The 25,680-nt window shown below is 22.3% G+C and carries 17 protein-coding genes; 4 read left to right on the top strand and 13 right to left on the bottom strand.

Annotation, left to right across the window (positions count from 1 at the left end):
• Window positions 1-479: 479 nt before the first annotated feature.
• Complete coding sequence (locus JNO41_RS01310) at window positions 480-998, bottom strand: hypothetical protein (RefSeq protein WP_432729617.1); 519 nt, start codon at window positions 996-998, stop codon at window positions 480-482.
• An 843-nt stretch (window positions 999-1,841) separates the two neighbouring features.
• Here JNO41_RS01310 and JNO41_RS01315 point away from each other — a divergent pair.
• From JNO41_RS01315 to JNO41_RS01330, 4 genes are all read left to right on the top strand, one after another.
• Window positions 1,842-2,237, top strand: coding sequence for a hypothetical protein (locus JNO41_RS01315; protein WP_121464100.1), 396 nt, complete (start codon window positions 1,842-1,844; stop codon window positions 2,235-2,237).
• A 75-nt stretch (window positions 2,238-2,312) separates the two neighbouring features.
• Window positions 2,313-2,774 (top strand): hypothetical protein, encoded by a 462-nt coding sequence (locus tag JNO41_RS01320; protein ID WP_121464101.1) that lies wholly within the window; start codon window positions 2,313-2,315, stop codon window positions 2,772-2,774.
• A gap of 407 nt (window positions 2,775-3,181) precedes the next feature.
• Window positions 3,182-3,868, top strand: a complete 687-nt coding sequence (locus JNO41_RS01325; RefSeq protein ID WP_121464103.1) for a hypothetical protein — start codon at window positions 3,182-3,184, stop codon at window positions 3,866-3,868.
• 32 nt (window positions 3,869-3,900) lie between these two features.
• Window positions 3,901-4,347 carry a hypothetical protein gene (locus JNO41_RS01330; protein WP_121464104.1) on the top strand — a complete coding sequence of 149 codons (447 nt, stop codon included), beginning with the start codon at window positions 3,901-3,903 and terminating at the stop codon, window positions 4,345-4,347.
• Between the two features lie 1,249 nt (window positions 4,348-5,596).
• Here the strand turns inward: JNO41_RS01330 and JNO41_RS01335 are convergent.
• The 12 genes from JNO41_RS01335 to JNO41_RS01390 all read right to left on the bottom strand — a co-directional run bounded on the left by JNO41_RS01335 (window position 5,597) and on the right by JNO41_RS01390 (window position 23,360).
• Window positions 5,597-5,704, bottom strand: a complete 108-nt coding sequence (locus JNO41_RS01335; RefSeq protein ID WP_121464105.1) for a DUF2963 domain-containing protein — start codon at window positions 5,702-5,704, stop codon at window positions 5,597-5,599.
• Window positions 5,670-5,888: a DUF2963 domain-containing protein gene (locus tag JNO41_RS01340; RefSeq protein WP_161554987.1), complete on the bottom strand. Its 219-nt coding sequence runs from the start codon at window positions 5,886-5,888 to the stop codon at window positions 5,670-5,672. Before JNO41_RS01340 ends, JNO41_RS01335 begins: the two co-directional genes overlap by 35 nt.
• A gap of 458 nt (window positions 5,889-6,346) precedes the next feature.
• Window positions 6,347-6,988: a hypothetical protein gene (locus JNO41_RS01345; protein WP_121464107.1), complete on the bottom strand. Its 642-nt coding sequence runs from the start codon at window positions 6,986-6,988 to the stop codon at window positions 6,347-6,349.
• A 7-nt stretch (window positions 6,989-6,995) separates the two neighbouring features.
• A complete protein-coding gene (locus JNO41_RS01350) occupies window positions 6,996-11,192 on the bottom strand; it encodes a hypothetical protein (protein WP_121464108.1) in 4,197 nt (1,398 codons plus the stop codon).
• Window positions 11,193-11,274: 82 nt separating this feature from the next.
• The gene (locus JNO41_RS01355; RefSeq protein ID WP_121464109.1) at window positions 11,275-12,795 is read right to left on the bottom strand and encodes an ATP-binding protein; all 1,521 of its coding nucleotides are present in this window, start codon (window positions 12,793-12,795) and stop codon (window positions 11,275-11,277) included.
• A gap of 65 nt (window positions 12,796-12,860) precedes the next feature.
• Window positions 12,861-13,643 (bottom strand): hypothetical protein, encoded by a 783-nt coding sequence (locus JNO41_RS01360; protein WP_121464110.1) that lies wholly within the window; start codon window positions 13,641-13,643, stop codon window positions 12,861-12,863.
• 111 nt (window positions 13,644-13,754) lie between these two features.
• Window positions 13,755-15,101 carry a hypothetical protein gene (locus JNO41_RS01365; protein ID WP_121464111.1) on the bottom strand — a complete coding sequence of 449 codons (1,347 nt, stop codon included), beginning with the start codon at window positions 15,099-15,101 and terminating at the stop codon, window positions 13,755-13,757.
• A gap of 498 nt (window positions 15,102-15,599) precedes the next feature.
• Window positions 15,600-15,758, bottom strand: a complete 159-nt coding sequence (locus tag JNO41_RS01370; RefSeq protein WP_161554988.1) for a hypothetical protein — start codon at window positions 15,756-15,758, stop codon at window positions 15,600-15,602.
• Window positions 15,759-16,575: 817 nt separating this feature from the next.
• Window positions 16,576-18,816 (bottom strand): AAA family ATPase, encoded by a 2,241-nt coding sequence (locus tag JNO41_RS01375; RefSeq protein WP_432729623.1) that lies wholly within the window; start codon window positions 18,814-18,816, stop codon window positions 16,576-16,578.
• 38 nt (window positions 18,817-18,854) lie between these two features.
• Window positions 18,855-20,717: a hypothetical protein gene (locus JNO41_RS01380; RefSeq protein ID WP_121464113.1), complete on the bottom strand. Its 1,863-nt coding sequence runs from the start codon at window positions 20,715-20,717 to the stop codon at window positions 18,855-18,857.
• A 73-nt stretch (window positions 20,718-20,790) separates the two neighbouring features.
• A complete protein-coding gene (locus tag JNO41_RS01385) occupies window positions 20,791-22,143 on the bottom strand; it encodes a hypothetical protein (protein ID WP_121464114.1) in 1,353 nt (450 codons plus the stop codon).
• 905 nt (window positions 22,144-23,048) lie between these two features.
• Window positions 23,049-23,360 carry a hypothetical protein gene (locus JNO41_RS01390; protein ID WP_121464115.1) on the bottom strand — a complete coding sequence of 104 codons (312 nt, stop codon included), beginning with the start codon at window positions 23,358-23,360 and terminating at the stop codon, window positions 23,049-23,051.
• Window positions 23,361-25,680 lie beyond the last annotated feature (2,320 nt).

The following is a 25,680-nucleotide window of genomic DNA, read 5'->3' on the forward strand; positions in this document are numbered from 1 at the left end:
TTTATAAAACAAAATTTATGTTAAAAAATATAAATCATAATATCCAAATATTTTTTTAAAAAATACAATATTAAAACTTATAAATTTAATTTTAACTGAATTTGTTTTTAATATTTAAAAAATAAAAATTCTATTTAAAGTTTACATTTAAATCTAATTTTTTAGGTTTTTCGGGTGGTTTTGTAATATTATAATAATGATTAGTCAAAAATTGTTTAGAAAGTTCAATTTTCGAGTCATCCATCATATATGTTATTAGATTAGATGATTGATATTGTAAACGACATTCATTACCTTCTTCATCATAAACGATGATTTGTCTTTTGGTATTATGTTTTTTGAACTAATTTTTATTTTTTTTTCCGATTTTACTTTGTATGTATGAAATTGATGGACCAGGTTTACCCTTTTGAATGAGACATTGATCCATCCATTCAATCATTTTATCGCTATATTGTCTACACAAATTTTCTTTATATTCAATATTTGTACAAATAATATGATAAATTTTCTCTTCGGTTTCGAAGATGTTTGTTAATGAAGATGTTTGTTAATTCAAATTTAGTCAAATATAATTCAATTTTATGAGATTTAATGTCTAATTTCTTTGAAATTTTATTTTCTTCATATTTCCCATCATTATTTAATTGATTTTTTCTTTTATATTCGTTAATAACTTCACGAAGGTCAAGATTATCAGTTGATAAATTAATTATTTTGGTGTCTTTTTTTGGAAAGCCTTCTATTTTTATTTCGATTGGTTTTTCGTTACTCAATTTTTGATTTTTTGGTTCGCATTTGAAGATTGTTTCATCTTCTTTTTTTTCTTCATTATTTTCTTTTGTTTTATCTTCGTTATCTTTTTCAGATTTGAATTCTAAATCAGAAGGAGATGACGGTTCTATATTTTCTTTAGTATTATTTGTATATTTATAAAACCAAATTATAGCGGCTATTGCAAAAAAGGGATGATAAATAGTACTATTTTTTTGAAACAATTATTACTCATAAATTATATTTTCTTTTTAATAATAATAAATAAAAATTTAATATTTGAACTAAATATTTTTTTATTATATAATTTTATAATTTTTTTCTTATTTTATATAGTAATTTTAAATGAAAAAAAAAAAAAAATTATATATACTTTTTAATTTAATTTTAGGCGATAATTTTCATTATTTCGTTTGTTTTGGGCTCTCCCAGACAATAAAAAAATCAAACTCAATTTTTAGTTTTTGAGTTTGATTTTATGGGGTTATTTTGATTATTTCGTTTATATTGGGGCTGAAGCCAAATAGATGATTTACAAACTTAATTAGCAACAAAAAAACCGAACATATTCAAAAAGTTGAACTTTTATTAAAATTTTCATGGTTTTGTATTTATATGTTTTTAATGCAAGAGACGTTTTGAATTTTTTATGGTTAATAATTTTTAACTTTGCCGTTATTATAGATAAAATAGATATGTTTGAAAAATTAAACAATCCAAATTAAAAAAAGAGAAACAATAATAATTCATATAGATATTAAAAAAATAACTCCTAAAAAAGAATTAGAAATATAAAAGTAAATAACGAAATTACAATAACACTAAATAAGTTAACATGATTTCAAATACCTAAAAATTAAAGATTTTTATTTTAACTTAATTCATGCTTATCATAAAAACCAAACTTAATTTTAATAATTAAGTTTGGTTTTTTTATTGACAGCACATAAAAATTGTTTTTTTTTTTTTTTGGTATACATATATTGTAGTAATTTTTGTTTTTTTAATTACTAATTACCATTAGTATAATAAAAAAATATTGATACTAAAGAAAGGAAATTTAAATTATGGATGAAAATACCGTTATCAAATCTAGTCCTAAACAAAATTCATTAGTGAAAAAACAACTGAATAATCAAAATCATGCTTTTTTTTCACCTATATTAAAATTATTATTATTAAATTTTTTTATTAGTCCATTATTGTTTTTATTAGTGACTTTTTTATGTCATGAAACTATCAATATTTTCTTATCTGCAGACATTATTAAAAATAATGTGATGGCTTCTCCTTTTTACGATCTCTTATTTAAACAAATTTCTTATGTTAGTGACTTTTCGTTATCTAATAACTATATCTTATTTTATAGATGGCTATTTGTAGGATATATGATTTTTGTTGTTTTCTATAATATCGAAGTTTGTGGTCATATCTCTAAATTATCAAAAGAATCTCAAAATTAATTTTTTAATATTACAATCAAAAAATAAAGAAAACTATGTTTAAAAAAATAAAAGAACGTATAAGAGATTAAAAAAATGGAAATACAAAATGTATATTTTGACAGTGACACGAAAATGGAAACAGTCAAAGAATATTTGAAAGATGAATATCAAAAAACAATAAACATTTATTTTATGGGGTATAATTCAGAAAATATTTTTACAGATGGTAAGCACATGACTAAACACCGTTTTCTTCAAATAGATAAAAAGAGTGATAACAATTATACACTCATGGGAGTTTATTTTGAAGGAATAAAAGACCCTATAAGACCGATAAACGAAAATGAAAATCTCACATTAGAAAAACTTAAAAACACAGCGAGTCATTTGGCGAATCCGCCAGAAAAAATGATTATATTTTGGAGAACAAAAAACACTTATAAACAAGTACGTAAAGCCATTTATACTCATGGAGTATTCGCGATATTTCTTGTTTGTTTTTTTAGCACGCTAATAAAATATATATTTAAATTTTGGTTCGGTTCCTTAAATTAAAAAAACGCTTAGGTTATATAAAAAAATAAAAGGCAAATAAGATATCATGGAAACATCAAAAACAATAAAAATAATAACTTATTGTATTACAAGTTTAAGTTTGGTATTAGTTAGCTTTTATTTTATTTATGCACGGCATAATTCAAAAAAAATAAATAATTTAATAACGAATTTAAATATTCAAAATACAAATTTAAATATTCAAAATGAATATTTAAAAAAAATTCTTAAAACAATAAATAAAATTAATAAAAAAATAAAAATTTTTTATTAATTAAAAAAACAAAAATAAAAAGGAAGAATGATATATCATCGAATTATCAATAAAAAAAATTAGAATATGGGCGTGTATCGCTACTAATATTATTATCGGGGTAATTATTTTTAGTATTTGTTATACATGTAATATGAACACTAAAGCTAAAGATTTAGAAAAAGCTGTCAATTCATTAAATGAAAATGTAAAAAAAGGCGGACCAAAACAAATTATTGAAAAAATAAATTTATCAAATGAAAGTGTAAAAAAACCAAGTGACAAAAAAGAAAATCAAGATGAAACAGCAACAAAATCAGATGAAGATTTAAGCGCAAAAATAACAAAATTAATTAAAACAGTAGAAGGCCAAGGCACAACATTAACTAATTTAAATACAACAGTAAACAACCAAGCATCAACATTAAATACATTAAATGCAACAGCAAACGAACAAGGTTCACAAATCAGTTCATTAACTACAAATATAAATAAACAAAACACAACATTTAATGGCGTTATAGAAAAAATAAATGAAAATATAGAAACAGAAAATCAAAATATAAACAACCAAATCAAAAAATTAAATGAAATAGAATCAACAGTGCAAGGTCAAACAACAAAATTAAATACAATAGATGCAATAAATAAAACAGTAAGTAATCAAATAACAAAATTAAATGAAATAGATTTAACAGTAAAAGGGCAAACAACCAAATTAAATGAAATAGATGGAACAGTTAAAGGGCAAGATACAAAAATCGGTTCATTTGGATTTCATTATAAAAAGTATAAAAGACAATATGGAAATAGAAGCATGGAAATAGAAGCATGGAAATAGAAGCATGGAAATAGAAGCATGGAAATAGAAGCATGGAAATAGAAGCAGAAAACACACGAATCCAAAATGATGTACAACAAGAAACAAACAAACGTATAGATTCAGTAGTTGACACGCAAAAAACACAAGAAGAAACACAAACAAACCAAGGCGGACAAATAACTGAAATAAAAGATACATTACAAGACCACAATACTCATTTAGTCAAACTTGAAGAACGAACAGTCTCAATAGGAGGAACACAAGATGATATAAAAAAAACACAAAAACAACAAGGTGAAAAATCACAAGAACAAGATGCAAAAATAGAAAAACAAGGTGAAAAAATAACTGAACAAGGTAAAGAACAAGAAAAAACAAACAAAAAAGTGGATTCAACACAAAAACAATTAAACAACGCAATAGACACAACAAATGCAAATCTAGAACGTCAAGAAGAAATTAATAATGATTTACAAGGACAAATAGTACGCAAATAACAAAAATTTAAATTGATGAATAAAATAAGAAGTTCAAAATATAGATACATTTAAATGTATCTATATTTTGAAACAAATCAAAATAAAGCCTATATAACAAAAAAACGAGACACACGCTCGTTTTAAAAAAAAAAAAAAACAAAAAATTAAATTAGAACTTAAAACATTTATTATTTTATACAAAAATATAAAAATTTATATAAACAAAGCATAAAAAAATACAAATTAATTATATTTTTATATAAAAAAATAAAACGTAAATAAAAAAATGTATATAAATATAGGTAAAAAAGTAATAAAACACAATTAAACACAAAAATGTTATTAAGTTAATCAAAATTAAAGATTAAACCCAATTTTATGTTTAAAAAAAGAGAAATACATGTAGGAAACAAAAGAACAACTTAAAAATAAATAAAAAAGAAAATGTATAACTTAAATGAAATTATAGATTTTTTTGTTAATAAATTAAAATTTGATGGCGAAACACAAAAAAATATGTGATTCTAATAAAGGAAACAACTACAACGAAACAAAAAAACATATCTTTTTTATAATTATACAGAATACTAATAGGAATCATAGTTATCTACGATAGGTTTTACAATATATAAAAGTATAAAAATAAGTATTTAAATAAAAAAACGGCCAAATATAAAAACAAAACTCAAAAAATAAAAGCAAAACCAAGAGAACAAGCGGACAAAATAAAAATAACAACTGTAAGCAGTAATATAATAAAAATTATTATAAAATATATAACTGACTATATAAAAAAAAGTGGAGGTGCACGTAAGCAAGCTATAGTTCATCATCTTTTTACATTTTCTAAAAATTAAAAATCCACAAAACAAAAAATACTATATTTAAAAAACACAAATATAAGACATTTTTATAATAATAAAAAATAGAAAATTAACATTATAACAATAATAACCCACTCTTTATTTTAAAGGGTTATTTTTTTGTTGTCTAAAAATATAATTTTTTTAAAAAAATATAGATAATAAAAAAAACATTTTAAAAAAATTTTATCAAATTATCTTTTATATTATAAAAAAGGATTTTAAAGGAATGATCGTAATTTTTACTTGATAAAATTCTAACAACATGGTTATTTTGTATAATTAAAATAGACTAAAAAGTGATCCAATTTAGACTAACTACAGTTGATATCATAATTTAATTCTTTGATTTGATTTTTTTATATTTACTTTATTTTAGTTTTTTTAAAAAAAACTTATTCAAGTTAATTTTGTCTTATTGGACCATCATAATTATAATAAGTTGTTCTAATTTTATTTCCAGTAGATGGTTCAAATTCAGAGATGTATTTTTCGCTGCTCTGTTCGACCATCGGATTGAAAATTAGTTGATTTAATTTGTTTTCCCGTAGATGGATTAAATTCACAGATATATTTTATTGTTTGACAATTGGATTGGTAAATTATTTCTGTTTTTTTCGGTTCTTTAATTACTTCTTCTATAGCAGAAGTGTTTGGAGTTTTTGGTTTAGTGAAACGCCAATTTCCTAATATCAAAATAAAAATTAGGGCAAATTATTATAGGAATTGCCCAAAGACATATTTTTTTTGTTTGAGGTTTCATATTTGAGGTTTAATATTTGAGGTTTAATTCCTTTATTAATTTCATTTAAGTTAAAGTTAAAAAAGTTTTTTAACTTTAAAAATAATAATTTTAATCTTTTTTATTATTTCATATAAAAATTGTAGTTAAAAAAATAAATTATATATGTTTATTAAAAAATAATTTTAATTAAAAAAATTAATAAAAAAAAGACTATCAAATATTGATAATCTTTGAAATATTTTTAATAATTTTTAAAGTATTTTAAAATAAAGTGCCATATTTTGAATAAGTCCAAAAATAATAATCTTTTTATATATTTTTAATTGATTTTTAGGTTATTTCAAATAAAAGTTTCATGTTTTGTCTTTATTAGTTTTTTTTATACTCTTTTTTTAGGATATAATTTTTTTCAGATGTTTTTTTGTAAAGGGTATTTTTTTAAAATATCTTCGATATCTTTTAATAATAAAGTTTTTTTAATAAATAATTTTTCAGCAATTTTAGTTAAGGTAGTTTGATTTAATTCAATTAATTTTTGACATTCTTTATGTAAACGATCATAATCTTTTTCTGGTGTAGTAGAATGACTTTGAACTAAAAAACTTACATTAGCGTGGTCACTACCTGAACCCTTACCTACTTTATCTTTGGGAATTTGTTTTCTTTTGGCTAATAGACTTTCAGATGACGTTCCACCAAAAGAAACTAAAGATTCAGCTTGCCAATTTCTTTTTTTAATTTGAAAATCACAATGACCTAAAATAGCTCCATAAGGTTTAATAGTAACCCCTACAAATTCAAAGTATTCAGGATACAAAAGAGTTATAATAGCATGTCCTGATTCATGATAACTTGTAATTTTATCTTCAGATAAATAAATCTCGCCTTCTAAAGAATCCTCAGAATTAATATCGAATAGTTCAGAAAAAAAATTATTAATTAGAACACGATTCTCTGTATATAAAAAAATCGATAAACAAAAATTTATAGCAAATATCCATAAAAGACAGATTAAATAATTTTTATTTTTTATTATAAAATGATTATTCATTAGTAATTTACTCTATATTTGTTCCGGAGAAATATTTATTATTATATTTGGAATCGAAGTATTCATTTAACGACCAACAAAAACTAGCGTATTGAAAATAAGGAAGATACACATCAATATTTATTTGATCGGATGCATAATAAGTTGTATGATTTGAAGGATTTTGTTCATTATTAGGAAATTTCTCTTTAATCAATTTATTTAACCAATCAATAAAATTAAATTTCACTTCAACAAAAGGAAATGATTTTGCATTACTATATTTATAATTTTTAAAAACATCTTTAAATGGTTCAAATGGTTCAAAAGCATTTGTTTCATTAGTAAAATTTTTTTTAAATGAATTAGTTAATGTGTTTTTAAAAGAATTTTGTTTGCCTTCATAATTAATTGTTAAAGAAGCATATTGTTTTTTGTTAATTTCTAATTTTTGTTCTAAATCTATTTTTTCATTTTTTTTATTTCCTTTTTCTTTTTCTAATAAATCAATTAAAGTTAGTAATTTTTTTTGTCTTTCTTTCGCAATTGTCTCTTTTTGTTTTTCTTCTTGTAATTTAGTATTTAAATAATCTTTTTCTTTTGTTTTTTTTTCAATTTCATTAGTTAAAGGATCAATTTGTTTTTGTAATTGAGTTTGTGTATTTTTAACATTTATTTCATTTTGTTCTTTTTCTTTTGTTTTGTTTTGAATTTCATTAGTTAAAGGATCAATTTGTTCTTGTAATTGAGTTTGTGTATTTTTAGCATTTATTTCATTTTGTTCTTTTTCTCGTAATTTAGTATTTAAATCATCTGTTTTGTTTTGAATTTCCTTAGTTAAAGAAGCAATTTGTGTTTGTAATTGAGTTTGTGTATCTTTAGCATTTTTTTCATTTTGTTCTTTTTCTCGTAATTTAGTATTTAAATCATCTTTTTCTTTTGTTTTTTTTTCAATTTCATTAGTTAAAGAAACAATTTGTGTTTGTAATTTAGTTTGTGTATTTTTAGTATTTATTTCATTTTGTTCTTTTTCTTTTGTTTTGTTTTGAATTTCCTTAGTTAAAGGATCAATTTGTTCTTGTAATTGAGTTTGTGTATTTTTAGCATTTATTTCATTTTGTTCTTTTTCTCGTAATTTAGTATTTAAATCATCTGTTTTGTTTTGAATTTCATTAGTTAAAGAAGCAATTTGTTTTTGCAATTGAGTTTGTGTATCTTTAGTATTTATTTCATTTTGTTCTTTTTCTTGTATATTTTGATTCGAATAATATCGAATATTTTGATCTAATTTAGATAAATGTTGTTTGTTTTTTTCAATCTGTATATTAACTTCTCTTATTTGTTTTTCTTCTTTATGTTGATTTTCCACAATATTGATTAATTCTTCCATAGCTTTTTTAAACATTTGTATGTTCGAATCTAATAGATGAGGTTCTCCTATATAGTTAAACAAAATATTTAATTTTTCGTTATTTTCCGGAATTTGAAATTTTAAATAATATAATTGTGATTGTAAAAGTCGTAATTGAGATCGGAGAGAATAATCTTTAAAATTTTGTGTTTCAACTGGTGTATAAATTTTTCGTTCTAATTCATCTTTTTTATTTTTAACTTCTAGTTTCGTCATACCTTGATTAAATTCAAAATTTTTAAATTCTTCTTTTAATTCGGATAATATTTTATTCAATTCAATATTATGATCTTCATTAATATTTTGCGGTTCTTGCATTTCTTGAAAACTTTTTCGAACATAATTTTGACGTTCGTTCGAATATTGTTCTTTTAAATCAGTGCTTTCTTCCAATTTTATATTACAATTCTGATTTCGAAAATTTTCTATTAAAGCTTTTTTATAATTATTTAAAAATTGCCCAATCCATTCAATATTATGCAAAGACCAATTAAAATCTTGTGTGTCTGTACAAGATATACGAGTTAAATGTTTTTCTATTAGGTCACATTGTTCATCTATATTTTTTTTAGTTAATTCTGTTGAAGTCAATGAAAAATTTGTGTTTTGTATAAACGAGTTGCCTATTTCTTGCTCTTCTTTTTTTACATTAACATTATTTTGTTCTATATCTTTTAAAATAGACGTTACTAATCGATAATATTGAATTTGTAAATCACTAATAATATTTAAATATGGATTTAAAATTGTTTCTTCTTTAAATTTAAAATAATCTTTATAAGTTTGAATTCTTGCATCAATGATATTCCAATTATCTATAAACTCAGTCATTTTAGATAAATATATTTTGGTCAAAGTTTCTAAATTGTTTTTAAGAGGATGCGATTTATGATGAGGATTTTCTTTTAATTTTATTTCTAAATTTGTTTTCTGTTGAGTTTTATTTCTAATTTCATGTTGTAATGAAACTCGTTGTTTTTCTGATAATTGAATATTTGAATTTTTTTGTTGTTGTTTTTTATCTTCAATTTCATTAGTTAAAGAATTAATTTGTTCGTTTATTGAATTTTTTTTGTTTGAATCTAATGTGTCTTTATCCGAAACATTAATAAAATCAATTAAATTTTGAGTTTCATCAATAGTTGTTTTTATTTCATCGCCATAAAATTTAAAAGGAGCTTCAATATATTCTTCTACGATTTTATTAAGTTGAAATTGTAGTTGATCTTTTAAATCTTCGGGGTTTTGTAAATAAATAGTTTTTAAATCATCACCTAAAGAGGCTGTATCTAAAAATTGTTTGTTCTCTTGCGACGACGGATTTATAGAAGGATCTGAATATCTATGATCGATATCTTGTGTTTGATAATCTAATTCTTTCTTTAAATGCGACAAGTATTCATTAAGTTCCTCTGATTTTGATTTATATTTCCCTTCATATTTTGTTTTAATGTTTGTTAAAATATTTTTTTCAGACAAACTATCAGAAGTTAAATTTTTTTTTTTATCATTAATAATATAACCTAATTTTTTTTTTTCACTTTCTGTACAAAGACAACTAGAATGAAAAACAAAAACACTATAATCGACATACATTTGATATAAATAGTTTTTTAAGTTACAATCACATTTTAATAAATCCTTATTCATTAATTCATCGTTTCTATGGATTATATGTTCAATTAATTCTTTTTTATTCAAACCGGGACTTAATAAAATATTATTTAAACTTGTTTTAGAAGGAAATTCTTTTGGAAAATCTTGTTTTTTACGACTAGGAGAACTTAACATTTCTTTTAAAAAATTTCTTGTATTTTCTAAATTTTTATCAAAATCATTTATTAATTTTTCTTTACGTTCTACTTTTAATTTTTCATCTATCGGATCTAAATATTTAATAAATTCTTTATTATTTTCAAAAAGATTTGCTAATTTTTCTCGTCTGTTTGGTTCCTTTTCTTTCTTATATTCGTTAACCCATTGATCTATTAAATTTGAAAAATCTTCTTGCAATTTATGTGTTTCATCATGTGTGATAAAATTATATCCAGTATAATATGGGTCAAATTCCTTTAATATTTTATAAAAGTATCTTAAATATTCTATTTTAAATTGTAAATTAGTCACTTCTGGTAGATAACTAAAAAGTTGAGTTCTTTTTTTTAAATTATCCGAATCTATTTGTTCTGGATGACATAATTCATATTCATTTGGACAATCATATTTACGATTTAGTTTTGTATTTAAAATAAAATCAAAATATAAATAATAAAAAAAATTATTATATGTATTACAGTATTTTTTACTTTTATAATTTTGAAATAATCCTAATTCTCTGACATTAGGATCTAAAAAAAAATCTTTTTTTTCTAATAATTTGAAATTTTTTTTTCTTTGTTGTAATGTTTTTATTTCTTCTTCGTTGGATGTTTCGGTACACAAATGATCTATATACGATATTTCATATTCTCGATAATACTCCAAAAACTCATCAAAAATTTCTTTTCTTTGATCTTTAGGTAATTTATCATAATACTCTTTGCCTTTTTCAAAACTTTGTAACATTGGAGTTATATCTTCTTTAAAATCATAAAACATTTCAAAAAGTTTTTCTTTTCTTTGAATTGTTTCTTGAATACAGTTATCTTCTTGTTTTTGATAAAGTTTTTTGTGTGTTTGGTTAAGATCTTCTTGTTCATTTTCTGAACCGTATATCAAATGACAAAAGAAAATTAAAAAAGAAAAAGTAAAAACAAAAAGTAAAAAAGACAACAAAGACTTTTTCAAATATTTTGAAATCTTTTGTTTTTGCATTCATAACTCCTTTTATCAAAATGGACATATCTTTATTGTTTTAGATCCTCAATTTTTTTGTTTTATTGTTTGTAGTTGGATCCTAAAATTTTTTTGTTTGTTTCTCTGTAATTTCATTACAATATGTATTAATTTTTTCAAACTCTAGTTGATTTCCGAAATATTCTCTAAAAGTTTCTTCTAAATCAGTAATTTCTATTTGCATCGGTATTCTTTTATTTTCAAGTACTCCTTTATTTTTACGTTCTACACGACGAACAGCTTTTTCAGCTACATTCAACATCATGGCTTTCATTTTTCGTCCTGAAGTTAAATCATAAAAATATTTTTTAACTTTTTCTAAAGTTTCAATATCATATAAAGGTAATTTTTTATCATTCGCTTCTTTCACTTTTAATTCAAAGTTTTTCCATCCTATTGTGTCTTCAAGGATTGTTTTACATGCGTCTTCTTCATTATTAAATTTATCTAAAGCATTTTGATATAAATCATTAATTTTTATGTTATTGGCTCTAGCATTTTTGAATGCTAAATCTTGTCTTTTTAATTTATCATCTAAAGTTTCTAAATTACCACCAGGATTATCTTGGTTAGATATTCCTTTTATCTCAGTAGTCCCTAAAGCAGGAATATAATAACCATGTTTAATAGCGATAGCGAATAATTCAGGATTTCTTAAAGCTATGTTCATTTTATTAACAAACAAAGGAATATAATAATCACGAGCATATTTTTCTATTTTTAAATTACCCATATCATTGATGACCATTCGAATGTAACCAAGTCTTTGATTTTCTGATTGATTACCAACATATAAAGATTCACAACGAGAACGGATAGCTGAATCAATTTTGTCTAAATGGTTAGTAGCTGCAAGAAAAAAAACCGGTCTTTCTTTATCAGATTTAACCCCTTCAATTTCTTGTAAAAAAGTATCTGTTTTTTTACCATCTCCATCTTCTAATAAATTCGCATTTTTTTCATCTCTGGATTTCAAAATCTCTTCCGCTTCATCTACAAAAATACAAGAAGGGCTATTATTTCTAGCTTTACGCCAAATATCTTCGATTTCTTTTAATGTATGCGCACTAGTAATGGTGTAAAAATTCATTTCCGAATCTTTAGCGAAACCCTCAGCAAGTGTTGTTTTTCCTGTTCCTGGAGGTCCGTAAAAAATAATTCCCTTAGGAAAAGGAAGACCTGATTTTTTTGTAGTAATCTGATTATATTTATCTTTATTTTCCGGTTTCCATCTATGTATATAATCATTTAATCTACCTTTAATTTCGTCGGCGCCAAAAAATTTATCTAGCGAGTCAAACCCATCACTATTAAGTTCTTGAGGAGTAAATAATTCTACTAAAGAACTAACATCGCCTAAATGATTATTATTAGATAAAGGTGTAGAAATCGGTAATGGAGGCATAGATGAAGGATTTGGTAAATTAGCCGTCTCATTTTCTTTATTTGAAGAGTGTAAAAAAACAATAACAGCTAAAATAAATGATAAAGAAGTTAATAAAATTAAACATGCTAAAAAACTTATATTGACTAAACTAAATTTCGAAGATTTATTTTGACTTTGATTCTGAACTGTTTCCATAAATTTTCCTTCTTTTTTTGATTTAAAATTTTCGAATTAAAAATTAATTACAATGTAAAAATTTCTTAATGTAAAAGTTCCTTAATAAGAACTTCGCTTCTTTCTTGTCGGATTAAATTTAATAAAAATTTTGTATAATCTTTACTAATAATATATTTTAATTCTGTTAAATGATTTTTTTCTATTTCTGAAAATGATGACTTAATTAAACGTTCTATTTGTTTAACTCCGTCTAATGTTAGTTCTAATAAAAAAGCATAACCATTTAAATATTGTCTTAATTTAAGGACTTTGTCTTCTCTGTATCGTAAATCGCTTTTATTGAAACGAGTTTTATTTCCTTCTTCTAAATCTAAAATATATTTATCTCTTGTTTCACAAATTTTAAGATATTTACTCATATATTCAGCAAGTGCGTCAAAATTAGCTTTTTCATTACGATCTGATACGCTATTAGATTCATCTGTAAAATACTTTTTATATTTTTCAAAAGTATCTTTGCTTTTTTTATCTTGTTTATTTGTTTTAAAAGTGCTTTGTAATTCTTTAATTTTGTCTTCTATATTATTTAATTCTTTTAAATTACTAGATGGATATCCAATATCATTCAAAAAAAACTTTTGTTCTTTGAATTCTTGTTCAAATTTTTCTAATATTCCTTCTTTGTCTTCATTAACTTCATGTTCGCTTGGAGTATTCAATTTTTCTAATTTTATGTTTTCAATACTTTTTTGTAAATCATTAGATTTTGTTTGTAATTTAAAATAAACAAAAATTAAAATTAAAATCACTATAAAATTAAATATTGAACTGATGACTATAAATAAAAATTTTTTTTCCTTTGACATTATATTTGTTCCTTTCTTGACAAAAAAATTATTTTTAAATTAAATATTAAAGTTTGATATCGGTTAATCTTCATAATGAAGTTTTAGATGACCTTATTTTTATTTTTAATATTAGATTTCATTTCTTATAACAATTCCTGATGTACCAATTAATTCCCATAATTTATTTAATTCCTCTTTATGTTCTTGATAATCATTACTGCCTAAAATTAGGAAGATTGATCGCGATAATTCATTATATCTTTCGTCGCTGTCTAAAATTTTAAAGATTGATTGCGATAATTCATTATGTTGTGGATAATTATTACCGCCTGAAGGTAAATTAAAATAAATATTTTCATTAGTCAATTTATTTATTATTTTGATTCTAGTTATTATTTGGTTTCCGCTGATTTGATACGATAAAATATTTTCGAAATCATAATAATTTGCAATTATATTTTCGAAATATTTATTTTTGTCATGAATGCTTTTTTTTTCATGAATGTTTTCCAAATATTTTTTTTTCAACGATTCTTTTTTTTCAAAGAATTTATTTAAATATTCTTTGTTTTTTTTACTTTTTTCATCTTCTTTTGTAATTTGTCTATTCTTTTTTCGATAAATGAAAAAATCATTCCTATCAAAATCATTTAAAGCTTCAATTGCTAAACGCAAATAATATGAAATTTCATTATAAGCAATTTTTAAATCATGGTTATTTGATAAATCATCATTTTTAAATAATAAATTATTTAATTCAAGATAATTTTGTCTTAATGTTTGGCAAATGAACAAAGTTTCTTTTTGTTTTAATTTTTTTTGTATTTTCTCTTCCTGTTTTTCAATTTCTTTATTTTTTAGATTGATATCATAGATATCTGTATAAAAAGATCTTAAAAAAGGATTTCGTTGAATTGATCGGAGATCATATTCATTTGAAAAATAATTAAAACTTATTAATTCTCGTAATTTACTTAATTCATCTATTAATTTACCTAATTGTCCTGATTTTGTATCGTGATCTGTTTTTTTATCTTTTAAAAGTTTTTGAAATTCTTTTGATTCTTTTGATTCTTTTGGTTCTTGTTCTAATTCAATTATTGAATTTCCCAAATTTATTTGAGATATTTTTAATTCATCATATTGTCCTGATTTTGTATTATTTAAATTATTTAATTTACCTTTAAAATTACCCACTAAATATCTTTGAGATTCTTTTAAATTTTCTAATTTCTTAGCATCAGGTATTTCAGATATTTTTAAACTATATATCTTTTTTAATAATTCATTAAATGATTTAGAATTAAGCGAACATAAATCGGTTATTGTTTTTTCTACATCTATTTCTTCTTGTTCTGGATGTGAGTCGCATTTTTTATAAATTTTTCTATAAATAAAAATACCTAAAATAAAAAATAAAATAAAGGCACATAAAGCGCCAAAACCTAAAATAATTTTTTTCTTTTTTTGTTCCATCGACAAAATATAAACCTCTATGTTCTAGATAATAAAAAGATAAAAAATAAAATCATGCTTAATATAAGTAAAAACTTTATTTTAATTCAAAATAATTACTATTTTTAAATAAATAAGAGTTTTTATAATAAGTGTCTTGACGATAATAAATTCAAAAATAAAATAATAATTCTAAAATTTACTATTGTAATAATTTTAAATTAAAAAAAAAAAAAAACAAATTTTATGTTTCAATTATCTTATTAAAAAAACATGAATTTTAAAAATTATGTTTTCGGATTCGATACTCATAAAAATTGTTTTTTTATTATAAAAAATTTATACATTATTATTATAAAATAAGTTTTAAGATAGTTTTTTTAAAAATTTAAATAAAAATAAAAAATCATTTGTTTTAATAAATTATTATTATTTATATTTTAAACCCTTTTTGAAGAATATATTGTTTTTTTTCTAAGTTTTTTAAATAATAAAATTTATTTTTTTATGTAAAATAAATTAAATAAAGGTTAAAAAATGATAAATAAAAGCAAAAAAATCTAATATTTTGACATCTTGAACTGTGGTAATAATCTCTTTTGGTTTGATCGCTAATTGAGTTGTTAACGTTTCAATTTGACGATCTTGGTTATTAAAGCGTGAATTTAATTCTCGCATTTGCGTATGGATGTGTTCATTTTGAGATTTTAAATCACCGTTTTCGTTTTGTAATTGATCAATTTGGGTAAGTAATGATGGGTCGTTTTTGATAACTTCTTTTATAACTTCAGTTTTGATTTCAGTAGGTTTCGATTCTAATTGTGTTTGTAAAGTGCCTACTTGTCTTGTTAATTCATTTATGTTGTTTACTAATTGAGGATTATTGATGTCTTTTTTGATGTTGTCGACTTGTTGTTTTAACTCGTTAATTTCGTTTGTTAATTTAACTTTGTCATCTTTTAATTGATTGTTTTCTAAATTAACGTTTGTGTTGATGACGTTTTCTTTGATTTTAGTTTCTAAATCAGCGATTTTTGCGTTTAAATTTTGGATTTCAGTTTGTGATTTAGCATTATCAGATACTTGTTGTCTAACGTTAGTTAACTCGTTTTTTAAATAAGTTCGATTTAAAAGAAAAAACTTATTAAAGTTAATTTTCTTTTATTGAATCAACGAGATTGAAATAAATCGTTTTAACAAATACTTCGTTAGATGAATTTATATTCAATGATATAATCTATATTTTGGAAGTCATCTTCGACAATAATTGATTTGATTCACTGTTTTGTTTTTTAATAAAAATATTTTAAAATATTATTTATTAAATAATAAAGATTTATCAACATTAAGTTATTAAAGTGTAATACTATCCAATAAAAAATCAATAAAATAAATTTAATATTAAATGATCAATATTTTCATAAAAAAAGACCTTTTTATTAAGGTCTTTTTTTTATTCAAAATACCAAAAAGCAATGAAATTTAATATTTTATTTTATTTTTTAGCAGAATTAATAATTTTTTGTAAAAGAACCATGTGTTTAGGGTCTGAAATATTTTCTATTTTGAAAAATTTATTAATCGCTGTTATTCCTTCTTGAGTTAATTCTGTAGCTTGAGTATTTGAACCTTTTCTAATAAAATAATCTTTAAATTTTTCTTTCATAAAACGTTCAATTTCTTGTTTTTCTCGACAAATTATTAAAGCGTTTGAAGCACAAGTTCGAATACTATCAAAGTAATTTCGAAGATTCATTCTTGCTTTTTGTAAAATGTCTCCATTTTTGTCAGAATCATTTATGTTATAATTTTCTTGAGCTTGTTCTAAACTTTTTTCCAATTTTTCTAATGTTTGAATTAAAAGAAAATTTTCGTTGTTTCGATACATCAATATTTTATCCAATCCTTCTTGTTTTAATCGAATTTGATTATTTTGGGAATCAATAACGTATTCTTCGTTTAATCGAAAATTTTTAATTATTTTTTGAAGTTCTTCTGCAAGATTTAAAGTAAGTGGTACTCCTTTTTCATCCATTTCTTCGTTATCAATCATTGATTTATAAGATGTTTTCAAATCGTCTATATCCATAGATTTACTTCCATGACAATTTTGTAAAATTTCTGGCGGAGTTTTCTGTTTTTGTTTATTATTTGTTACAAATTGTTCGTAATTTTGTTTTTTTATGTTCGATTCTTTTACATCTTTGTAATAATTTTTTTCATATTCTTTTTTAACTTCAGTTTTTAATTCATTTAACTCTGCTTTTGCTTTATCAATTTTTACTTTGTCTTGATTTTTTTGTTCTTTTAATTGTTCGATTTCTGATTCTTTGTTTCGAATATCAACTTGACTTTTTAAATAATTTAAAACTCTTGTAATTGATTGTTGATTGGCATCGTTAATCATTTTTTCTAAAACACGATAAGCTTTTTTATAATTTTTTTCTGTCGATATCACGTTACCCTTAGCATCATTTTCCGGTGGTAACAAATCTAAAGCTAAATTAATAGTATCTAATAAATATTCTGTTGCTTCTCGAGTGATCGGAGCACGTAATGAATTTAAAATAAAGAATAATTGTCTACGACGTTCATCAAAACGGCCTGGTTTTAATTCGAACTGAATACTAAAACGAGAAAGAATCGCTTTCTCGAAACCTTCTAAGTGATTGGTCGCTCCAACAACAAAAACTGGCTTACGATTAGCTTCTTCTTCGCCGCCTGGATAAACTTCTCTAAGTAAATTATCTGATGGTTCTAATTGGATTTTAAATTCATTAACGACATTGGTAATTTCTGATCCTGATGATAAAGTAGCGATATCAGAAAAAAGATTTTCACACTCATCTAAAAAAATAATCGCTCCTTTTCCGCTTTTCATAGCCGCTTTTCTAGCTAATTTAAATAAATCTTTTACCATTTTCGGAGCGACACCGTAATAAGTTTGTGAGAAAACAGAAGCAGAAGTTTCAATAAAAGGTAAATCAGTTTCTCGAGCTAATGATTTAGCAAATGCAGTTTTACCTGTTCCTCCGACACCATACATTAACAACCCGGTAGAGGATTTTATTTTTCCTTTATTTTCAAATAAATCACGATTTTTGACATATGTAACAAAACTACTTGATGCGCTTTTAGCATCATCTAAACCAACTAATTGTTTAAAAGATAAACCGTTTTCTGGTGGTTGGACCGAAAAATGATCATCCTTTAAATCTGAATAATTACATTTATTTTCTTTTTTATCATCTTCTGTTTTGTCTTTATCTTTTTCTTTATTTTCTTTTTGACCATCTTGTAATATTTTATTTGGTTCTTGATTTTTATTTGGTTCTTGATTCGATTCTTTTTTAAACTCTTGTTTCAAATCCTCTAAAAGATACTCGAGTAGTTCTTTATATTCTTCATCTCCAAAAGGTTTATTTCTTAAATTATTGATATCTTTTCTTAAATTATCAATTTCTGAATTACGTTCTGGAGATTTTTTGATTTTTTTTTCAATCTCTTCCATTTTACTTTTGGATTGCAAAAAAGCAAAAAGACAACTTAATATAACTCCGATAGAAAGAATTAAATTGATAAAATTCCACAAAAATACACTATTATTTCCGTTTGTTGGTATTTCGGGCATATTAAACTTAACAACAATTGGATGATCTTTATTTTTTTTTATCAGTTGTTGTTTTTTTTTAGTTTTTATTGTATTTTTTTGATTTTTTTCAATTTCTTTTTTCAAAAAAAAACCTTCTTCTTTTTTTAAATTAAAAATAATAATTATACAACTTTAGGTTCGTATTCTCTAATACCTCCTTTTAAAGAAAAGTCGGAATTAGAAACAGGTCTCATAGCAATTTTTGTGACTTTAATTTTTTTTTTATTATTTCTTTCAGTTCTTAACATATCTTTCAAAGTTTTTATATCTGTATTTCCAATAGATTTCAAATTTTTATGTTTTCCTCGGTTTTTAGAATAGTCTTTGTCAACTTCACGCTTATTTTCCTCTTCTAATTCTAAATATACTTCATCAGATATTTCTGGACCTTTACTTAGTGGAATATTATCATCAAGGAATTTTTTCGCTTTTTTTTGTTCTTCTTCTGATTGTTGCAAAAATTCCCTTTCAAAACGTTTAAGTGTTTTTTTAATTAATTTTCCGAATGATTCATTTTCTTCTAACTCTTCGTATTCAATTTCATCTATATCCCATTTTTTTGTTAAATGTAAAGAAGAATAAGTATCAGAAATAGTATTGTCATAAATTTTTTTAAGAAAGTAAAGCTTTATCGCAGAAACATTATTATTATCAAATTCTTTTTTAATATTATATTCTTTGTTTTTTTTAAAATCTATATAATTTTTATAATATAATTCATATTCTACTTCTATTTTTTTTGTTTCAGATGTATTATTTATTATTCGTTGCTGTTCTAGTTCTAAAGTTTTATCTTCTCTTTCCATTTCCAGAATATTCGCTTTTACACTTGTTAATTTGTTATCGTTATCTGTTTTTGTACTAGATTTAGTAAACCACGAACTCGAATATGATTCTTTTTTTGATTCTAAAAATTTTTGAAATTCTATAGCTTTTTTATAAGCTTTTAGCCTTAAAGATTTTAAATTTGATTCGAACTTTTTTTCACTTTTGTTTTTCTTATGACAATCCATTAATTCTTGATATGTTTTGTTTTCATATTCAACTTTTTTATTAGAAATAAAGTCCCAAATAAAAAATTTATCATTTTGTTTAAAGACTAGAAAAATAGGATTATCTTCTTTATAAATATCTTTAGATGCGATGTCTTTATTCAAAATATAATCTATTGAATAGATTATATTTTGATTTAAATCTGGGCCTAACCCGAAAATATAAAAAACATCATTTGTTTTAGACATTTTTTGAAAAGATGTCTTTTCATTTTGAAACTTATCAAAACGAGAAATTAAGTCATCTTTTTTAAGTAAATCATCTTTAAGATTAAATAAATAAATAGGATAATTATCTTTGTCAGTAATATCTAATTCACATTTAATTTTAATTTTTTTATCTTGCAATTCTTTATATTTTTTGTAATGGTTAGAATTAGTTTTAACTTCTATTTTGATATCATATTCCCATTCTTTTAAATCTATTAAAGAAAATTTTCTTTTTTGTTCTGGTTTCGATTGCAAATCATACATATCGTTTTTATAAGATTTTGTGATAATTTTGAATTCAACAAAAGGGGCATTTGGTTTGTTTTTATCTCTTTGATAACATTTAATATCGAATAAATCAGTTAAATTTTTATTATCTGAACTTTCATTTAAAATACTTACATCTAAATGATAAAAAAATGATAAATCTTTTAATTCTTTGTTTTCGTTTTTTAATTTTTTCTTTAATTTGTCATCCTTAAAAATCAATTTATAATAATAATTTTTTCCCTCTTCTATTTCTTCTCTACGATATAATTCAAAACTTAATTCAACTGATGGAAGCAATTTATTAGTTGATTCAGGATTTATTGTAAAAGAGGGGATTTTTTTACGAGGTATTTTAATAGTTATAGCTTGAACAAAATATAAAGGGGTAAAACAAAAAAGAATAATTATAAAAATGAAAAAAAAGAGGTTTCGAAATTTTCTTTTAAAAAACATTTCAAAAAAACCTCCTTTTTTTATATGTTATAAATATTTTGTTGATAATTTATTATTCGAAATTAATTAAATATTATGGTCTTGTTATTGTGTTTTTGATTGATCTATCACGTTTAACATTAATACTTCTTTTTGGAGCGGATTTACCTTCACTAGCCTTAGTAGGTCTATCAAGATTCATATTAGGCAACTTAGGACCCTTAGTTTCCGTAGTAAAAGAGTGAAGTTCGCCCGTGTCATCAACTAAATTATAATTAACTTGTACAAATAAAGTCAAATCATGATCATTATCCATAAAATCATCCTTATTTACTCCAGCTTGTTCTGATCCAAAAAAAGATTCATCTAAAGCCATTTCATTCCAAAAATTAATTAAAATAAGAGCTTTTGTTTTGATATAATCATTTGAATTTGTACCCTTTGGACGGATTAATTTTGGATAACATACGTTTGAATTATTTTTGTCATATGGTTTATAAATATAAAATTTTTTTGTATCACTTGAAATATTTTCAAATATATTATCAGGGGTAGGAATTTTGTGTTTTCCTATTATTTTCTGCTGGGGAGCTACCATTTCCACTGAACTTGAAGAATATGCTGAATAAAAATTATTCGCATTCTCACTCAATTCATTTTGTAAAGAAGTAGAGTTTTTTAATTTTTCTGATGTAAAAACATTATCTTTTGGTAGATAATATTGTCTTGATGAATTACTATATAATGCATTAACTTTGACTTTGTCTTCTGAGACTTTGTCTTCTTCTAACCAATTATATTGATATTTAAAACTCGATCCATTCTTTACTTCATTATCAAAAACAACATAAGAACCGAAATATTTTTTCTGATCTTCTGGTTTTCCTGAAAATGTTCCTTGATCATTTGCTACTTCATATGTAAATTCACTGAAATCTAAAAGTTTTGCCCTGTCTGCTTCATCAAATTTTTTTGGATCTTTATCTTGCAATTCCTTCGGAACTAAAAAAAACTTTACTCCGACCTCGACATTAGCTTGTTTTTTGATGTCTTCATGAAAACTACTATTAACATCAATAATTTTGCCATTTTCATATTTATCTTTGACAAATAATTCATGTAAAAATTGAGATATATAGCTTTCCTCTGGTTTTGTTGGATTAGGTATATCATTACTATTTTTAGCTATTAAAACAGATTTATGTAAATCGTGTGATTCTGTCAAATCATTACCATCGATATATTCATCCATAGTCACCGAAAGTTTTAATTTAGAATTTCTTCCTTTTACACCAAACTTTTTCCAAGACAAGAACTGAAAAGGATTCTTATCATTTATTACTGCCACAGTAAAACCAATCAAAGAAGCAGCTACTAAAACTAAAACAAATAAAATTCCTTTTTGCAACTTAGAAAAAGAATTTGATCTTTTTTTTGATTTTTTCAATTTTTTTCACTTCCTCTTTCTTTTTAAAATTCAAATATTAAATATTAAATAATAATATTTTCAAATAATTTAATAATTTTTCTAAAAAGAAATATTTTAAGTCAAAAATTAACTCAAAAAATTAAATTAATTATATAACTTAATATATATTAAAAAAAAAAAAAAACAACTATTTAGTTACCGCATCAAAATAAAAAAAGAAAACTAACTATGATAATTAGTTTTCCTAATCTAAACAAACTTCAAAAAATTAAATGAACAAGATTTTTATATTATTTTAAAAAATAAATTTTCTTTTTTTATGAAATTAAAAAATCTAATAAAATTCATGACCATATAAAGAAATAAATATTTTCTCATTTAATTAATGAATATTAATATAAAAAATTATTATCATTAATTTAGTAATAAAAAAAGAAACAATAATAAAAATAAATCTTTTACATTTTATAAATAAAAAATCACTTAATAAATTTATTTTATTCATGAATTCACTTTTCAGGAAATAAATCTTTTGATTCAAAAACTTTTAATTCTAAAAAATCCTTAAAATCTTTTAAAAAATAACAAGTATGAAATCAAAAGTTCTTTTTTGAAAATCCATAAGTGTATTTTATTTAATTTCTAAATATTTTTCTAATAAATTTTTTTCTTTTAAAATATAAATATCATTTTAAACAACTTTTTTATATTTAGTTCCATATATAAACAACTCATTAATTTAGGTAAAAAATAGAGTTTAACTTCAAAAGTTAAACTCTTACAAATAAAAAATGTTGAAATTACCTATGACAGTGCGATTTATTAGAAACTTTAGCTTCATAACGAACTGCTTTTTTTATGAAATTTAAAATTATAAAATTTAAAATTATTTAAATTTTCTAGAATTAAAACCCTTTATATCTTTAAATTATTAATCCTTTTTGCAAATTAAATATTTTTCGTGTAAGATTTTCTTTTAGCATTTCTTGATAACATTTATTGATGGTATCAGTTATATATTTTCTAAATCCATTATTTAAAGGATTAAAATAAAAACGGCGTGTATAGTTATCATTTAATTTATTAAATTTGTCGATAAAAGGACATACAAAATAAGGTTCTGGTGTGTCAGCTTTAAAATGAAGGCCTCTTAATATTAAAAGACTATCAAAAACAATATCACAATGGATTTTCCCGTTTAGTTTTTTAAAAATGGCTACTTGTGTAATTGTCATTATTTTTTAATTCCTTTGTTTTATTTCTTTTCTTTTAATGGTTAATTAAATATTAACATTAACAAAATTAACACGATGTTTGAATCATCGGAAAGTATTTTGTTTTAAATCAATTTCCATTTTGATATCTTTTTTATTTCTTTTTTTAGGTTTTTATGAATTTCAATGTTTTTGTTCATTGTCATATTAGTTAATAGTACTTCTTTTTGAAATTCTTTTGAGTCTTGGATCCCAAAAAAATCTTTAATCTCTTTTTTATTCAATTTTGATTCTTTATTTAATGTTTTATTATTTTATTTTAAAGCATTATTAAGATTATCTAATTCCAAAAGTTCTTTATGTGTATTTTGGTTTCGAGTTGTATAAAAATTTAGGTAATGCTTTTCACTGCTTTATTAAATTAATACTTTTTAAAACAATTAATTTTGGAAAACCAAATTATTTATTTTATGTTTTAATGCTAACACAAAAAAATAAAATATCAAATATAAAATAAAAAAATTTTTAATTTTGAAAAAGTTCTAAATTATCAAAGTAGTTACCTTTTGTTAATATTCTAATAAGTGTTTTCGAATCAACAAAATATTCATTTTCAATAATAAATATTATTTTGTCATAAATTAACATCTCTTGAAAAAATTCACTTATTGTTCTTGTGTCTTTTTTTGCCTATTTCTTTTTCGTATTCATGTTGTGATTTCATTATTACGTCCTCCCACGATTGGGTTCGTTCTTTATTGATTGTTATTTTATAATTTGCGTTTTTTTATTATGCGTTTATAAATCTAAAAGGGAGGTCGCTTTCTTTTGATTCCACTCCGTATTTTTTACAATTAACATACGTGTATGTTTATGTATTTTACTTATTTCCTCGTCTTCGCAGTTAAACAATGCTGTTATGTTTTCTATATTCTATTTCTCGGACTTACCTGTTATAATAAAACATTTCTATTTCATTCGATCTTGCGCTTTCCATATTTTCCTTATCTCTTGTTTATTTAATTTATTTTTAACGCGTTTTTTTATTTTCCTACGCATTTTTACTTTTTTTATATATAAAATCTTATTTTTTCATATTTACCCTGGATTTGTACTGGTTTTGTCCCATTTTTTTATAAAAAACCGCTTTTTTTAACTTTTTTTGTCAAAATTTATGTTTTTTTACACTTTTTTATCAAAATTTACATTTTTTTATGTTTTTTTTATATATTTTTGCTTTTTTTATATTTTCTATATATTTTCTATATATTTTTATGTTTTGTATATGTTTTGTTAAAAAAATTAACTTTTTTTATATAAATTTTTATATATTTTTAACTTTTTTTATATAAAATTTTATGTTTCGAATATATTTTTTTACATAATTCATTTTTTTTCTTAATATTTTTTTATTTTCCTACACGTTGTTTATCTTTTTTTAAACATAAAAATAGGTTTAATCTTTGTTTTTAAACAATTTATAAACTTTTTTTGTATTAAATTCTTATTTTTTTGTTATTTTATAAACGTATTTTATACTAAACCTTTAAGTTTTAATAATTTAGGACTTTTTTTATATTAAATATTTATTTTCTTGTTATTTTATAAACATATTTTATGTTAAACCTTTAATTTTTAACAATTTATAAAGATTTTTTATGTTAAAAAGCGTTTTTTTAACAAAAAACCGCTTTTTATTTATGTTTGAGATAAAAACTAGATAAATTTTATATATTTTAACCTTTTTAAAGATTTTTTATGTTAAAAAGCGTTTTTTTAACAAAAAACCGCTTTTTATTTATGTTTGAGATAAAAACTAGATAAATTTTATATATTTTAACCTTTTTTTATAAATCGCCAAAGCCCAAAATAAACGAAATAATCAAAATTACCCCCTAAAATCAAACTCAAAAACTAAAAATTGAGTTTGATTTTTTTTATATCAAAACTCGGAAACAAAAAAGGCCTAAAATTAAAAACAAATTAACAAACGCGAACATAAAAGACTTTATTTTCGAAGACCGATTAAAATTTTAAATATATTTTCAGTTTTTAAAATTAGATTATATAAAGAAACTGAAAATAATTTTAATCTTGATCAAATATATTTTTTGTATTTATTAAACGTTTTTTTTATTAAACGTTTGTTTTATAAAAAAATACTAAATTCAAAAGTTAAGGTTTTTTTATTTAAATTAAACATTAAATTATTTTTTTGTTTTAAAAACAAATTGTATATATAAAATTACGTTTAAAAACTGTAGATTGTTAAAAAAATTAATTGAATTTAAATTTATATCTTTTAAAAGAACTTTTTATTTTTTTACATTTGATCAAAAAA

It is taken from the genome of 'Prunus avium' virescence phytoplasma (assembly GCF_050916135.1).
Taxonomy (GTDB): Bacteria; Bacillota_I; Bacilli_A; order Acholeplasmatales; family Acholeplasmataceae; genus Phytoplasma; species Phytoplasma ziziphi.

Bases quoted from the DNA above. Each gene is read 5' to 3' on its own strand.
- JNO41_RS01315 (WP_121464100.1), top strand. From the start codon at position 1,842: ATGGATGAAAATACCGTTATCAAATCTAGTCCTAAACAAAATTCATTA.
- JNO41_RS01320 (WP_121464101.1), top strand. From the start codon at position 2,313: ATGGAAATACAAAATGTATATTTTGACAGTGACACGAAAATGGAAACA.
- JNO41_RS01325 (WP_121464103.1), top strand. From the start codon at position 3,182: ATGAACACTAAAGCTAAAGATTTAGAAAAAGCTGTCAATTCATTAAAT.
- JNO41_RS01330 (WP_121464104.1), top strand. From the start codon at position 3,901: ATGGAAATAGAAGCAGAAAACACACGAATCCAAAATGATGTACAACAA.
- JNO41_RS01335 (WP_121464105.1), bottom strand. From the start codon at position 5,704: ATGGTCGAACAGAGCAGCGAAAAATACATCTCTGAATTTGAACCATCT.
- JNO41_RS01345 (WP_121464107.1), bottom strand. From the start codon at position 6,988: ATGAATAATCATTTTATAATAAAAAATAAAAATTATTTAATCTGTCTT.
- JNO41_RS01350 (WP_121464108.1), bottom strand. From the start codon at position 11,192: ATGCAAAAACAAAAGATTTCAAAATATTTGAAAAAGTCTTTGTTGTCT.
- JNO41_RS01355 (WP_121464109.1), bottom strand. From the start codon at position 12,795: ATGGAAACAGTTCAGAATCAAAGTCAAAATAAATCTTCGAAATTTAGT.
- JNO41_RS01360 (WP_121464110.1), bottom strand. From the start codon at position 13,643: ATGTCAAAGGAAAAAAAATTTTTATTTATAGTCATCAGTTCAATATTT.
- JNO41_RS01365 (WP_121464111.1), bottom strand. From the start codon at position 15,101: ATGGAACAAAAAAAGAAAAAAATTATTTTAGGTTTTGGCGCTTTATGT.
- JNO41_RS01370 (WP_161554988.1), bottom strand. From the start codon at position 15,758: ATGCGAGAATTAAATTCACGCTTTAATAACCAAGATCGTCAAATTGAA.
- JNO41_RS01380 (WP_121464113.1), bottom strand. From the start codon at position 20,717: ATGTTTTTTAAAAGAAAATTTCGAAACCTCTTTTTTTTCATTTTTATA.
- JNO41_RS01390 (WP_121464115.1), bottom strand. From the start codon at position 23,360: ATGACAATTACACAAGTAGCCATTTTTAAAAAACTAAACGGGAAAATC.